Origin of the sequence: Anaeromonas frigoriresistens (genome assembly GCF_016820655.1) — a bacterium.
In the GTDB taxonomy this organism is placed as follows: Bacteria; Bacillota; Clostridia; order Tissierellales; family SIT17; genus Anaeromonas; species Anaeromonas frigoriresistens.
Genome location: NZ_WSFT01000028.1, coordinates 56,697 through 71,600 on the forward strand (window position 1 = coordinate 56,697; position 14,904 = coordinate 71,600).

Annotated in this window: 12 protein-coding genes; all 12 read right to left on the reverse strand. The window is 32.0% G+C overall.

Annotation, left to right across the window (positions count from 1 at the left end):
• Positions 1-16: 16 nt before the first annotated feature.
• The 12 genes from GOQ27_RS06375 to GOQ27_RS06430 all read right to left on the reverse strand — a co-directional run bounded on the left by GOQ27_RS06375 (position 17) and on the right by GOQ27_RS06430 (position 14,848).
• Complete coding sequence (locus tag GOQ27_RS06375) at positions 17-298, reverse strand: co-chaperone GroES (RefSeq protein WP_203366003.1); 282 nt, start codon at positions 296-298, stop codon at positions 17-19.
• A 278-nt stretch (positions 299-576) separates the two neighbouring features.
• A complete protein-coding gene (locus GOQ27_RS06380) occupies positions 577-1,674 on the reverse strand; it encodes an AI-2E family transporter (RefSeq protein WP_203366004.1) in 1,098 nt (365 codons plus the stop codon).
• A gap of 111 nt (positions 1,675-1,785) precedes the next feature.
• Positions 1,786-2,499 carry a DUF554 domain-containing protein gene (locus GOQ27_RS06385; RefSeq protein WP_350445886.1) on the reverse strand — a complete coding sequence of 238 codons (714 nt, stop codon included), beginning with the start codon at positions 2,497-2,499 and terminating at the stop codon, positions 1,786-1,788.
• Positions 2,500-2,555: 56 nt separating this feature from the next.
• Entirely contained in the window at positions 2,556-3,440 is an 885-nt protein-coding gene (locus GOQ27_RS06390; protein WP_203366005.1) for a DNA-3-methyladenine glycosylase family protein, read from the reverse strand.
• A 121-nt stretch (positions 3,441-3,561) separates the two neighbouring features.
• The gene (gene gdhA / locus GOQ27_RS06395) at positions 3,562-4,902 is read right to left on the reverse strand and encodes an NADP-specific glutamate dehydrogenase (RefSeq protein WP_203366006.1); all 1,341 of its coding nucleotides are present in this window, start codon (positions 4,900-4,902) and stop codon (positions 3,562-3,564) included.
• A 238-nt stretch (positions 4,903-5,140) separates the two neighbouring features.
• Positions 5,141-5,956 (reverse strand): Asp23/Gls24 family envelope stress response protein, encoded by an 816-nt coding sequence (locus GOQ27_RS06400; RefSeq protein WP_203366007.1) that lies wholly within the window; start codon positions 5,954-5,956, stop codon positions 5,141-5,143.
• 141 nt (positions 5,957-6,097) lie between these two features.
• Positions 6,098-8,206 carry a methyl-accepting chemotaxis protein gene (locus GOQ27_RS06405; protein ID WP_203366008.1) on the reverse strand — a complete coding sequence of 703 codons (2,109 nt, stop codon included), beginning with the start codon at positions 8,204-8,206 and terminating at the stop codon, positions 6,098-6,100.
• Between the two features lie 206 nt (positions 8,207-8,412).
• Positions 8,413-9,636, reverse strand: a complete 1,224-nt coding sequence (locus GOQ27_RS06410) for an FAD-binding protein (protein ID WP_203366009.1) — start codon at positions 9,634-9,636, stop codon at positions 8,413-8,415.
• Between the two features lie 21 nt (positions 9,637-9,657).
• On the reverse strand, positions 9,658-10,446 hold the full coding sequence (locus tag GOQ27_RS06415; protein WP_203366010.1) for an electron transfer flavoprotein subunit beta/FixA family protein: 789 nt from the start codon (positions 10,444-10,446) through the stop codon (positions 9,658-9,660).
• Between the two features lie 23 nt (positions 10,447-10,469).
• On the reverse strand, positions 10,470-11,609 hold the full coding sequence (locus tag GOQ27_RS06420; RefSeq protein WP_203366011.1) for an acyl-CoA dehydrogenase: 1,140 nt from the start codon (positions 11,607-11,609) through the stop codon (positions 10,470-10,472).
• A 491-nt stretch (positions 11,610-12,100) separates the two neighbouring features.
• Positions 12,101-14,164 (reverse strand): sigma-54-dependent Fis family transcriptional regulator, encoded by a 2,064-nt coding sequence (locus GOQ27_RS06425; RefSeq protein ID WP_203366012.1) that lies wholly within the window; start codon positions 14,162-14,164, stop codon positions 12,101-12,103.
• 54 nt (positions 14,165-14,218) lie between these two features.
• Positions 14,219-14,848 carry a redox-sensing transcriptional repressor Rex gene (locus GOQ27_RS06430; protein WP_207751270.1) on the reverse strand — a complete coding sequence of 210 codons (630 nt, stop codon included), beginning with the start codon at positions 14,846-14,848 and terminating at the stop codon, positions 14,219-14,221.
• Positions 14,849-14,904: the final 56 nt, after the last annotated feature.

A 14,904-nucleotide genomic window follows, 5' to 3' on the forward strand; every position in this document is an offset into this window, starting at 1 on the left:
TAAATTTTTACGGGTATTACTCAACTATTGCTAATACATCATTTAATTTAATAATTGTGTATTCTTCTCCGTCAAGCTTAACTTCTGTTCCAGAAAATTTAGAAGCTATGACTCTATCTCCTACTTTTATTGTATCTTTTTTCTTATCGTCTCCTGTTATTCCTTCACCCAATGCTAGCACCTCTGATATTTGAGGTTGTTCTTGAGCTGAATTTGGTAATACTATACCACTTTTAGTTTTTTCTTCTGCTTCGATTTTCTTAATAACTACCCTATCACCTAATGGCTTAATTTTCATAATTACCCTCCTTAATATTTATCTTTAATTTATATAATAAACTCATTTTATTAGCACTCTCATCTGCCGAGTGCTAATACCTACAAATATAATGTTACAAAATAGATAGACTATATGCAAATAGCTTTTTCTTGTATTTTTGACTAATATCAACCAATATATTCAATTATGCTTAATTAGGTCTCTATTTCATGATATTTCTTTAAATATCTTTTGTTTTCTTTATTTTTTGAATATTGTGTTAGTAAAAATAATAATCGGGAACTCAATGATCCCGATTATATATCTAAATTACTATTATTTAGACGTTTATCTACAAAACGTATTATTAACATTCTAAGCACAGCTATCACAGGAACTCCTAGAAGCATCCCCATAAATCCAAACAATGCTCCTCCTATAGTAATGGCTGATATTATCCAAAAAGGTGTGACTCCTACATGATCCCCTAGAATCTTAGGCCCTAAGTATAGACCATCAAATTGTTGAATCACTAATATGGCAACAGCTACCCATAAGGCCTTTATTGGAGAAATAAACAAGGTGATAATTACAGCTGGTACTGCTCCGATAAATGGACCAAAATAAGGAATCATATTAGTAATACCCACTATAACACTTAAAAGCAATGAAAAAGGTGCTCTTACTATTAGAAATAATATTAAAAAACATATAATTCCAATTATTAATGAATCTATAAACTTACCTACTAGATATCTACTAAATATTCTATTCACATCTTGACCTAGATGTATAATCTTTGTGGCATTAGTATAGTCAAAGGTTGCATATAATAGTCTTTTTATTTGTCTATTAAAACTTTCTTTATCCTTAAGCATATATATAGATACTACTATACTAATAATTATTTCCAATAAAAATGCAGTTACATTAATTGCTTGAAATAATACTTCATTCACTGCCGTATTTGCTATTCTTGTAATCTTATCTAAAGAGTTAAATAAGATTTCTTCTAGATTTTGAGTAATATTAGTCCCACTTAATATTTCAAATTTCTTTACATTATATTCAATAAATCTCTGGATGTTCTTTACATATTCCGGTGTATTAGATACCAAAGTTGTTATACTCTCAATTATATTAGGTGTAACTATCGCTATTAAAAAGGTTAATGCCCCTAATACAATTAAATAAGTGAAAAATATACTTCCTATTCTATCTAATTTAAATGTTCGTTCTATATATTTAACCATGGGATTAAGAAGATAAGCTATACCAAAAGCTACTAAAAAAGGACTTAGTACCCTCGCGACTACAGATATTGAATCTGGATTGTCTATTACTTTAAATATTAATATTGATAATATAATTAATGGAAGAAAACTTAAATATGGTATAAATTTCTTATTATTCATTACTACTCCCCTTTAAAATGAAATCTTATATGAAACTTAAAAAAGTCTTAGACTATTGTATCAAATAATCTTATTCAATTATATATTAAATACTATTCTAAAAGATACATATTAAGAAATTAGAACAAAAATATTTTCCCATGCTAGTTTTAACACATAAAATATTAAAGGAAAGAAGATTGCTGGTAGCATATTACTCACCTTTATTTCTTTTATTTCTAATATATTTATACCTATCCCTATTATTAAAAGTCCCCCCACCGCTGCCATATCTAGAGTAACAGCATCAGTTAATACATTATTTAATAATGAAGCAAGTATTGTAATAGTTCCTTGATAAATAAGGACACTCACCGCTGAAAAAGCTACACCTATACCTAAAGTAGATGCGAACACTATAGCAGTTATACCATCTATCACCGACTTAGCAAAAAGAGTATCATGATTTCCTGTAAGTCCACTTTCTAATGACCCTACAATAGCCATTGCTCCTACACAGTATATTAGTGAGGCTGTAACAAACCCTTTAGAAAAGTTAGAATCTCCTCTTCCTAATTTTTTCTCCAAAACATTCCCTAAAACATTTAACTTTTTATCAATTCCTAGAGCTTCCCCTACTAATGATCCTAGTACTACACTAAATATAACTATTAGTATATTATTACTCTCTAAAGCACTAGTTAAACCTATTACTATAACTACTAAGGAAAGTCCATTCATTATTATTCCTTTATAATTATCCTTAAGACCATGCTTAATATTTACACCTATTAGCCCCCCAGCTAATATAGCTAAAAAATTAACTATAGTACCTAACAACCCCATCAGCTCCTTATTTAATTTTATCTTTAGGATTCTTCACTACGTTCAGAATAACAGCTTTACTTCTTCTTTCCTATACCTAATTCTCTGGCATAGTAGAACAAGTATTGCTGTGCGAATCCAGCTAGCTCACCAAATCTATTTTGAGAATACTTTTGAATATCTTTTAATTTTGTATCTTCATCTAAATAAAAATACTCCATAACCCTCTTAACCCAAACATCAATAGGAAAGGCATCAGGTTTATTCATGGAAAATAGCATAATACAATCAGCTACTTTAGGTCCTACTCCTGGAAATAATATAAGATCTTTTCTAGCATCTTCTGTAGAAACATTTTTTATAGCATAAATGTCTATTTCTCTATTATCTACTATATTTGCTGCTGATAATATATATTTTCCTCTAAAACCAGTATAACAACTTTTTATATCATCTACTGATAAATGATTCAAAGCCTCTGCTGTAGGAAAACTATAATATTTCTTTCCATTATACTCCTCTATAAAGTCTCCATATCTTTCACTTAGGGTCTCCAATGCTCTCTTTATCATTGGGATTCTATTGTTGGCTGAGGTTATAAAAGAAATTAATATTTCCCATTCATCCTGTCTAAGTATTCTTATTCCTTCTCCAAATTCTATAGCTTTTCTTAAAGTCTCATCCTTTGATAATTTTAACTTTATCTCGTCATAATCCCTACCTAAATCAAAATAATTATACCATATTTTTTCAAAATCCTCTTTATTAGTATTCGAGAAAATTACATCATTTCCTTCTTTATCTACATTTAAAACTTTTCCATAAGCAACTCCTGTATAACTTCCATCTTCTTCTCTATTCCATCTAAAACACTGGCCACATTCAAAAATATGCTTAGGCTCAAAATTTTTCACATCTTTTAATATAATCCTGTTATCTTTTTCTATTAAATTTATATCCATGATATCCCTCCATTTTATCCTATATATCATAGATAATTACCCAAACAGAGGTTATTTAAACCTATAATGTCATCAGAAAGGCATCAAAAAAGGACCCATAAAGGGTCCTTAAATTTTATAATTAATAAACTCCTTGTGCTACCATTGCTTCTGCAACTTTAAGGAATCCTGCTATATTAGCTCCAGCTACTAGGTTATATCCATATCCATACTCTTCTGCTGCTGTCATAGCATTGTTATGGATATTTTTCATGATTTGTTGTAATTTCTCATCTACTTCTTCTCTAGTCCAAGATAATCTCATGCTATTTTGAGACATTTCTAAAGCTGAAGTAGCAACTCCACCTGCATTAGCTGCTTTTCCAGGTCCTACTATTACACCATTCTCTTGTAAATACTCTAATGCATCGTTAGTAGTAGGCATGTTAGAAGCTTCAGTAACATATTTAACTCCATTTTCTACCATTTTCTTAGCATGCTCTAAGTGAATTTCATTTTGAGTAGCACATGGCATTGCAATATCAACCTTTACATTCCATGGTCTTTCTCCTTCAAAGTACTCTACTCCAAACTTATCAGCATAATCTTTAACTTTATCTCTACCTGATGCTCTCATTTCAAGCATATAATCTATTTTTTCTCCGCTGATTCCATCTGGATCATATACATATCCGTCTGGACCAGAGATAGTTACAACCTTACCACCTAATTCATTAATCTTTTGAGCAGCTCCCCAAGCAACATTACCGAATCCTGATAATGCAACTGTTTTACCTGCAAAAGTTTCACCTTCATGTTTTAAGATTTCTTGACAGAAGTATGTTGCACCAAAACCTGTTGCCTCTGGTCTGATAAGACTTCCACCATAGGATAATCCTTTACCAGTAAGAACTCCATTCTCAAAAGCTCCTCTTAGTCTTCTATATTGTCCATATAAGTAGCCTATTTCTCTTGCTCCAACTCCGATATCTCCAGCAGGAACGTCTACATCTGGTCCTATGTGTCTATATAACTCAGTCATAAAGCTCTGGCAGAATCTCATTATTTCTCCGTCAGACTTACCTCTTGGGTCAAAGTCAGATCCTCCTTTACCTCCACCTATTGGAAGTCCAGTTAATGAATTCTTAAATATTTGCTCGAATCCTAAGAATTTGATGATACCTATATAAACAGATGGATGGAATCTAAGACCACCCTTGTAAGGCCCTATAGCTCCATTAAATTGAACTCTCATACCACGATTTACTTGAACATTTCCTTCATCGTCTACCCATGGTACTCTAAACATAATCTGTCTTTCAGGCTCACACATTCTCTCAAGAAGATTTGCATCCACATATTGAGGATTCTTCTCTAATACTGGCTCTAAAGATCCTAATACCTCTTCTACTGCTTGAAGAAATTCAGGTTCGTGTGGATTTCTTGCTTTAACTTTCTCAAATACTTCTTTTACATAGGTCATGACTTAATCTCCCCTTTTAATTAAAATAATTAAAAACTTAAGGTGTAGTTATATACTAAGACCAAACCTCTTAAAAATAAACTACTCCTACTAAATAATCACTCGTTAAAAATTTAACTTAAGCGAACTTAAGAAAAGGTTTTCATTTTGGATACTTCTACTTCTCTATCCAAAATATATACTATAATCTTCATTACACTGTAATGATAACATATGAATATTTCTTTGTAAATAAATTTTAAGTTTTTATAATCTTTTTTATTGTAACATTTACAGAGAGTATATTAAGAGAAGTCATGTAGTCAATTTCTGAGATGATAGATCTCTGTAACTTCTGTACTAAATCAGGAATTATTACGATTTTGTCAAGAATAACATCTATATTAATATGTATACCATTAACATTACTTTTGATATATATATTACTTATTTTATTTATTCCTTCTATCTTATATCCTCCCACTTTAGTTAAGTCTTTTAATACACCATTAGAAATAGTATATCTGCCTAAATAACTAAATGTAGGCCGTACTACAGTCTTTTCATATATATGTTCATTTGTATTTTCATCTTTTCTTCTAAATATCTTTAATGGGTCTATAAAGTATCCTGAAAAATCCTTCTTTATCTCAAATGTAGGTACCGGTATTACATGTTTACCTTCCATCATTCTAGAGTTTTTGGCTTTTGATATTTCATCTTCATTAGATATTTGATTAATATATATCTTTTCTTGTATCTCTCCAAGATTTAATATCTTAGCTATCTTTTCTACCATTCTATCAGAAGTACCTAATATAAGAATTCTATCTGGATTATTATTATTAATAGCATTTATCACCTGTTCTCTATGGGACTCCTCCATAAACAATGCTCTTTTTACAGCACTTATTATTGATTGTTCCCTTTTAGCAGATTTTCCTGCTATCACCCTAGCTCCCTTAATTAACAATCCATCATCCAATATATACTCTATTTTTTTATCCTTAGCTACCATTATTGCCTTATAGCTTTTTCCACTACCACTCTCTCCAACTAAAGCAAAAACTTTCATATGAATTCCTCCAGGGGTGATGTATTTATTTTTTAAATATTATATTGTCATCCTGAACAAAGTGAAGAATCTTTAAGACTCTTCACATCAACCCTATTATAACACAAAAGGGACTAATATATATTAGTCCCTTTTTATCATCTATATTTGAAATTTATCCATTTCTTTATTTAATCTATCTGCTAAAGCATTTAAATTATCTGCTAATGTTGCCACTTGCTCTACTGCACTAGTTTGTTGTTGCATTGAAGCACTTACCTCCTCTGAGGCTGCTGCAGTCTCCTCAGATACAGAAGATATGTTTTCTATTGAATCAACTAATGAATTCTTACCTTGATCTATATCAGTGATAAAGTCATTCATAGTCTCTATTTTTGCAGATATTTCATCTATCTTAGATGAGATATTGGTAAAACTCTCATTTACCATATTTACTGCTTCTCCTTGCTTAATAGAACTTTCCTTTACTTCTCCCATAACTTTCACAGTGTTTTCACTCTGATCTTGGATTCCAGTAACTATTCCTCTGATTTCTTCAGCTGCTTTACCAGATCCTTCTGCTAATTCTCTAATCTCATTAGCAACTACTGCAAATCCTCTTCCATGTTCTCCCGCTCTTGCTGCTTCAATAGAGGCATTTAGAGCTAGTAGATTAGTTTGCTCTGCAATAGATGTTATAGTTTGAAGTATATTTCCGATATCTTTAGACTTATCACTTAATCCTAGTACTGCTTTTTCTATATTATCTGTAGTATATTTACTCTCTTCATTTTCATTCTTTAAAGTTTCCACTGCCTTTACTCCATTTAGGTTGGCATCCATAACATCTTGAGTAACCTTTATTATTTCATCACTATTTGTTACTAGGTTATTTATTTTATTTCCTAAAGCAGATACCATTGAAGCTCCACTTTCTGCATCTGATGCTTGTTCTGATGCTCCCTTAGCTATTTCTTCTACTGTTCGGGATACCTCTTCAGCTGATGCGCTAGTCTCCTCAGAGGTAGCAGCTAACTCTTGAGAGGCATGGATAACTTCTTGAGATACACCTCTAGAACGAGATATTAAGTTTTTAACCTCATTTATCATTAAATTAAAGGTATCAGATAATGTACCTATTTCATCATTAGATTTTACATTTGATACTACAGTGAAGTCTCCTATCTTAACCCTTTCCATATCAGTCACTAATACACCTAAAGGTTTTGTTATCATTTTAGAGAATATAATAGCTCCAATAATACCTATTATCAAAACAATTCCACCAATAGTTAATATATCAAATAATATTCCATTAACGCTTTCCCTTAATTCTTTTATATAGCTGGTACCTAATACTTTCCAATCTAATCTATCTATAGTTGTAAATGTGGTGAATTTCTGTTCTGTAACTCCATTTTCTTCCATTGCATAATCTACTGACCCGGATGTTTGATTATTAAGAGCAGTTTTGATTTCTTCAACAGGCATGTCCTTACCTATTAACTCTTTATTACTATGAGTCATTATATTATCATTTTTATCTACTAATACTACCTCTCCATACTTCCCTAATTGTATACCATTTAGTCTATTGGATATAGTAGTTAATGGTATATCTATTGCCATAACCCCTACAAATCTATTCCCATCATAGATAGGCTTAGAAAGAGTAGTAACATATTCTCCAGTATCTGCATCTATATATGGGTCATTCCATACCATCTTATCCTCTTCTACAGCCTTTATATACCATGGTCTAGATGTAGGAATATAATCATCCCCCATATCTGTTATAGGATAATCATAAAAATCATTATTTTCAGCAGCTATATAGACACTTATTACCTCATCATAGGTCTCTATATATTTCTTAAATACTTCTTGAATATCCTGTACTCCAGTAGATACTACAGGCATTGTTATAGATTCTTCTCCTTCTCCTTCTACTTCTACTTCCTCCTCAGGAATAACTTCTTCTTCTATTCCAAAGTTCAATAGACTTGTCTCTTTAGAAAGTAAATCTACACTTTCCTCATATTTTATTAAATATGTATCGATCGAATTCCTTACTTCTTCTACAAACTGCTCCCCTGATATCTTGAGCTCAGCTTCTAAAGCTTCTACTGAGTTAATATAAGAAGAAACACCTAATGCCCCTATAGGAATTAATATTAACAAGATTATAAATGCTACTAATTTTCTGAATAGTTTTCCTCTTTTCTTTTCACTGCTTTTTTCTTTAGATTTTTTATTAAATATTTTTTTCATAAGTCCCCACCTCCTTTTATATTTATCGACAGTATTTTCAATTTTCTTTAATCTTTTTGCAAATTTTTTATAAGATCAATAAAAAAGACCAAGGATACTCCTTGGTGAAAGGCGTTTAATATCCTTGGTCCTTATATTTATATGATGGGGGTCATACATTTTGTTTTAATGGTCAGTTGTATCTTAACGAAATCAACTGCCTACGCTTAAGCTTCTACTGCTTTTAAAGCTTGAACTATGTCATCTACATTGTCAAGAGCCTCTAGTAATTGAGGGATTACTTCATATAGGTCTCCTACAATACCATAGTCTGCAACTTTAAATATTGGTGCATCTGCATTCTTATTTATAGCAACAATACAATCTGATGATTGCATACCAGCTAAATGCTGAATAGCTCCAGATATTCCAGCTGCTATATATAATTTAGGTCTTACTGTTGTTCCTGTTTGACCTACCTGATGAGAATGCTCGATCCATCCTTCGTCAACTGCTGCACGGGATGCTCCCACTACTCCACCAAGTTTATCTGCTAATTTTTCTAATAGTTCAAATCCTTTTCCGTCCGTTAATCCTCTACCACCAGATACGATGATTGGAGCTTCATCAAGAGCTACTGCTGCCTTTTCACTCTTAACTATTTCTACTACTTCTGTTTTTAATTCTCCATCAGCAAAGGATACTTCTTTCTTTTCTATGTTTCCTACATTATTCTCGTTGAATTTAGCCTTCTCCATAACTCCAGGTCTTACTGTTGACATCTGTGGTCTATGGTTTGGACAAACTATTGTAGCCATTAAGTTTCCACCGAAAGCTGGACGAGTTTGTAGTAACTTTCCATCTTCTTCATCTATTTCTAAACGAGTACAGTCTGCTGTAAGTCCAGTCTTAACTCTAGCTGATACTCTAGGTCCTAAATCTCTACCTATTGTTGTAGCACCGATTAACATAATTTCTGGTTTCTTCTCATTGATTAGATCAGCTATTACCTTAGTATATGCATCTGTGGTATAAACAGCAAGTTTCTCATTATCTACTGCTATAACATTGTCTGCTCCGTATTTAACTAACATTTCAGCATTTTCATCTAGGTTCTCACCTAATAATACTGCTGTAAGCTCTACATTACGTATATCTGCTATTTTTCTACCTTCTCCCAGAAGTTCGATTGATACATTTAAAACTTCTCCTCCTCTTTGCTCAGCAAATACCCATACACCTTTATAATCTTCGATATTAATCTTTTGCTCAACTTCTTCTTCTTCCATAACAATTGCATCCACTGGACAAGCATCAACACATGCTCCACATAATGTACAATTATCTTTTATTACCGCTATCTTATCTATCATATCTATAGCATCAAATGGACATACTTTCACACATATACCGCATCCAATACATTTATCACTAATTACTCTTATAGACATTTTTCTACCTCCTTTGGCAAATTAAATAATCTGTCTTTCTTTAAGTCTTACTATAAGGTCTCTTACCTTATCTTGAGTACTTCCCTCTAACATTTCTCCTGCACTTTTAGTAGCTGGAGTAAAGGATCTCTTAACTTGTGTAGGTGAACCTTTAAGTCCGATTTGAGAAGTATCTACTATAATGTCATCTAATGACCATACTTTTATTTCTTTCTCTCTGAAAGCTTCATATATACCTTTGATAGAAGGGTATCTTGGCTCGTTTAATTCTCCAATAGCTGTTAATACAACTGGCATTTCAGTTTTAACTATATAGTGTCCATCCTCTACTGCCCTATGAGCTATAGCAGTATTTCCATCTATCTCTAAGTCTTCTACATAAGTTATCTGTGGTAAATCTAAACGCTCTGCAATTTGAGGTCCAACTTGAGCTGTATCTCCGTCTATTGCTTGTCTTCCACAGAATATAATATCAAAATTGCCTAATCTCTTTATTGCTCCTGCTAATGTAGTAGATGTAGCCCAAGTATCAGCTCCAGCAAAAGCTCTATCACTTAATAATATCGCTTCGTCTGCTCCCATAGCTAATGCTTCTTTTAAAGCAACCTCTGCTTGTGGAGGTCCCATAGTAAGAACTGTAACCTTTGCATCTTCATATTTATCTTTAAGTCTTAATGCCTCTTCTAAAGCATTTTTATCATCAGGGTTTATTATACTTGGAACCCCTTCTCTAATAAGTGTTCCTGTCTTTTGATCTATTCTAACTTCGTTAGTATCAGGAACTTGCTTAATACATGCGATTATATTCATAGTTTTTCCTCCTATCATAATTTCTACGCTAACACATTACCTGCTATAACCATCTTTTGAACTTCTGAAGTACCTTCATATATCTCAGTAATCTTAGCATCTCTCATCATTCTCTCAACTGGATAATCTCTTGTGTATCCATATCCACCATGTAATTGAACAGCTTTTGTAGTTACTTCCATTGCTACCTCTGCAGCATATAACTTAGCCATTGCTGCTTCTTTACCATAGGATAGTCCTGCTGTTTTTCTACAAGCAGCATTATATACTAAATGTCTTGCAGCATTAATCTTAGTTTCCATTTCTGCTATCATCCATTGTAACCCTTGGAATTTAGCTATAGGTCTTCCAAACTGCTCTCTTTCTTTTACATACTTAACAGTTTCATCCATAGCTCCTTGAGCAATTCCTAAAGCTTGAGCAGCTATTCCTATTCTTCCTCCATCAAGAGTTGTCATAGCAACTTTGAATCCTTTACCTTCTGCTGCTAGAAGATTTTCTTTAGGAACTCTAACATTTTCAAATATAAGTTCCGTTGTAGCTGATGCTCTAATACCTAATTTATCTTCTTTTTTACCAATCTTGAATCCTTCGTAATCCGCCTCAACTATAAAAGCACTGATTCCTCTAGTACCTTTAGACTTATCTGTCATAGCCATTATGATATAGATATCTGCTTTACCACCATTTGTAATGAATACTTTTGATCCATTTAATAAATAGTGATCTCCATCTAATACTGCAATAGTCTGTTGTCCTGCTGCATCTGTTCCTGCATTAGGCTCTGTTAAACCAAAAGCTCCTAATAATTTACCTTCTGCTAAGGGCTTAAGATATTTTTGCTTTTGCTCTTCTGTACCATACTTATATATCGGCCATGCACCTAAAGATGTATGAGCTGATAATATAACTCCAGTAGTACCACATTTCTTAGATAATTCTTCTATTGCTATTGCATAGGCTAAATCATCTCCACCTGCTCCACCATATTCCTTAGGAAATGGAATTCCCATCATTTCTGCTTTTACCATTTTCTCAACTGTTTCACTTGGGAATCTTTCTGTCTCGTCGATTTCTGCTGCAATAGGCTTTACTTCCTTTTCAGCAAAGTCATTCATGACTTTTCTAATCATTTCTTGCTCTTTAGTCAAACTGAAATTCATTATTTTCCCTCCTTAAATATATAAAAACTTAATTAATTTTTTAAATAGGCTATATACCTATTAAAAATATATATTACTTTTCCTTGCACCACTATATAATGCATAGACCGTGCCAAAAACGAAATCTTTGTTAAAAATATATCCTATTTTGTATAAATTTTATCATAATTTCCGGGTAAGACCGTTGATTTCATCTGTTTTTATGAAAAAATACTTTTTATTAAAACACAAAAATAAGACCCTCAAACAGGTCTTATCTCCTTAATTGTATTTGTTAATTAATTAACTATATCTGTACAGTATTCCTTACACATTTATAGTAATGGTCTTCAACCCTTGTTAAATCCATGACAATTCTATCATGTGTTAATTTTTATACACAGTCCGAAGAATCGTACATGCTTTCGCTACCCCGTGAGATTTTCGAAGAGTCTTAAAGATAAGATCCTTCTCTACGTTCAGGATGACATACTTTCTTTGCATAACAAAGTTTAACTCTTCGTTATATCATACCTATCCAACTTTTCATACAAAGTAGATCTACTTATATTCAGTATTTTAGCTGCCTTAGCCCTATTTCCATCAGTGAATTTCAAGCAATCTATTATAGTATTTCTCTCTGCCTCTTCCACTGCATTCTTAAGGGAGAAAGTATTATCAAAATTTACTTTCTCTCCCCCTTTAATATATTGAGGAAGATTTATAGGCTTTATTTCTTCTCCTGACTCAACTAAGTTTATAGCTCTTTCCACTGCATTCTCTAGTTCTCTTACATTTCCTGGCCAATGATATCCCTTTAATATTTTTATGGCTTCTTTAGATATTCCTGGAATAAATTTTCCCACATCGTTTCTATGCTTTTGAAATAATATATCTATTAATATCTCTAAGTCTTCTTTTCTTTCTCTTAAAGAAGGAACCTCTAATTTTATAACATTCAGCCTATAATATAGGTCCTTTCTAAACTTTCCCTCATTAACCATCTTAGTAAGATTTCTATTGGTAGCAGCTATAACTCTTGCATCTATTTTTAATGTAGTATTTGAACCAATAGGTTCTACTTCTTTTTCTTGTAATACCCTTAGAATTTTTGCTTGCATATTTAGAGGCATATCTCCTATCTCATCTAAAAATATAGTTCCACCATCAGCTAATTTAAACTTCCCTACCTTTCCACCCTTCCTGGATCCAGTAAAGGCTCCTTCTTCGTATCCAAAGAGCTCTGATTCTAGTAAATCTGCTGGAATTGCTGCACAATTCATTTTTACAAAGGGCTTCATATGCCTTGGGCTAGCATTATGAATGGAATGAGCAAATAATTCTTTTCCAGTACCACTTTCTCCTATTATTAATATTGTGGAGTTACTTCTTGATGCCTTTAAAGCTAGACTCTTTACATCATTCATTTTTTTACTTTCTGAGGGAATATTTTCAAAGGAGTATTTTGCTTGACGCTCCTTTATAAGCTCAGATTTATAATATTGTAGTTCTCTTTCCACATCACTTAACTTAGAAGCTAAGGATTTTACTTCTTGAACATCTCTGAACATTATTTTTCCCATGGCTCCAACTACATTATTTCCTTCTCTAATAGGAACTCGCATTGCCACTATATTTTTGGAACCAATCTTTTGAATCTCCCCTATTTCTGATTGACCAGTTTTTAAAATAATATGGAGTCTTGTATTTTCTATTACATCAGTAACTATTTCACCTATCACTTCATCTTTATCTACTCCTAAAAACTTAGCATAGGAATTATTTATCATTGTAATTTTCTTATCCTTATCAATTACCACAATACCATCATAGGCATTATCAAGGATTGTTCTCAAAATTCCTGTAAGATTCTTTTCTGTATTTAATTCCTTTAAAGCATCCTGTAATGTGGTTATATCATTTAATTCTACTATTACTCCTTCTATTACTTCTTCCTTCATAAATGGAGTTACATTTATTATGATATTTTTACCTCTGATATTAAAACTATTGCCAATAGAGTCTTTTCTTTTATTTAATACTTCCCTAACTACCTCTTCAAAGGGAAGATTATTTATATCATTCAATGACTCTCTTTTAAGTATTTCTTTAGCTGATTTATTAATATTTTTAATTTTCCCTTTACTATCAACTAACATTATACCATTATGAATAGCTGTAAATATGGTATTTAACTCCTCATTTATATAGCTATTTCTATTATGGTATTCCTTAAGTAAATCCTTAGTAGTCACTATCCCTATAACTTTTTTATCATCATCTATTACTGGAAGCCTACCCACATTTAATTTGAATATTTCATCTGTGTTGTCTTCCTTTTTAAGGTAGCTTATTTCCTTTTTCATAATATCCTTAACTCTAGTTGTAGTGTCTATATCATTCATTACAGAATAATATAGGTCCCCCTTAGTAAATAATCCAACCAATATATCATGATTATCAACTACAGGAATTCCATCAATATTATTTTCTAGCATTAAGGAAGTGGCATCAATTATACTCATATCCTCATTTATAATTATAGGGTTTTTAGTCATTATATCTTCTACCCTCATCAGTTCCCCTCCATTATTCGAAAAAAGACCATCATTTCTGACGGCCTTACAACTTTAGTCGTTTTCTTTTAATAAATATGAAAGTGTAAATAGACTCTCATTTAAGTGTACATTTTCTACTGTTATTTCCTCAGGAAGTTTTAAGTCAGCTGGAGCAAAGTTCCAGATTCCACTGATTCCATTTTTCACCATTTCTTCAGCTATTTCTTGACTTCCTTCTTTAGGAGTACATATTATGCCAATTTCAATATCATTTTCTTTTATGAAGTTTGACATTTCATCTACATCTTCAATTTCTACATCTCTTAATTTTATTCCTATCATTTTAGGATTCTTATCGAATATACCCATTATCTTAAATCCAGAATCTTCAAACCCTCTATAATTAGCAATTGCTTGACCTAAATTACCAGCTCCTACTAATACCGCTTTATATGTTTTATCCAATCCAAGGATTCTTCCTAATTCCTTATGCAAATCTTCAACATTATATCCATATCCCTGTTGTCCAAATCCTCCAAAGTTGTTTAGATCTTGTCTGATTTGAGATGCAGTAAAATCTGTTAATTTACTTAATTCCTGAGATGATATTCTTTTTATATCATTATCCAATAAATCTGTTAAATACCTATAATATTTTGGCAACCTTCTTATTACCGCCATTGAAACTTTTTTATTTTTCATTATTCTATCCCTCGCAATATAATATTTTTTCTCTTTATGTCAAAAGTATATCAAAG

Coding starts and splice junctions, on each gene's coding strand:
- GOQ27_RS06420 (WP_203366011.1), bottom strand. CDS start 11,609: ATGAATTTCAGTTTGACTAAAGAGCAAGAAATGATTAGAAAAGTCATG.
- GOQ27_RS06375 (WP_203366003.1), bottom strand. CDS start 298: ATGAAAATTAAGCCATTAGGTGATAGGGTAGTTATTAAGAAAATCGAA.
- GOQ27_RS06430 (WP_207751270.1), bottom strand. CDS start 14,848: ATGAAAAATAAAAAAGTTTCAATGGCGGTAATAAGAAGGTTGCCAAAA.
- gdhA (WP_203366006.1), bottom strand. CDS start 4,902: ATGACCTATGTAAAAGAAGTATTTGAGAAAGTTAAAGCAAGAAATCCA.
- GOQ27_RS06400 (WP_203366007.1), bottom strand. CDS start 5,956: ATGAAAGTTTTTGCTTTAGTTGGAGAGAGTGGTAGTGGAAAAAGCTAT.
- GOQ27_RS06385 (WP_350445886.1), bottom strand. CDS start 2,499: ATGGGGTTGTTAGGTACTATAGTTAATTTTTTAGCTATATTAGCTGGG.
- GOQ27_RS06415 (WP_203366010.1), bottom strand. CDS start 10,446: ATGAATATAATCGCATGTATTAAGCAAGTTCCTGATACTAACGAAGTT.
- GOQ27_RS06410 (WP_203366009.1), bottom strand. CDS start 9,636: ATGTCTATAAGAGTAATTAGTGATAAATGTATTGGATGCGGTATATGT.
- GOQ27_RS06405 (WP_203366008.1), bottom strand. CDS start 8,206: ATGAAAAAAATATTTAATAAAAAATCTAAAGAAAAAAGCAGTGAAAAG.
- GOQ27_RS06390 (WP_203366005.1), bottom strand. CDS start 3,440: ATGGATATAAATTTAATAGAAAAAGATAACAGGATTATATTAAAAGAT.
- GOQ27_RS06380 (WP_203366004.1), bottom strand. CDS start 1,674: ATGAATAATAAGAAATTTATACCATATTTAAGTTTTCTTCCATTAATT.
- GOQ27_RS06425 (WP_203366012.1), bottom strand. CDS start 14,164: ATGAGGGTAGAAGATATAATGACTAAAAACCCTATAATTATAAATGAG.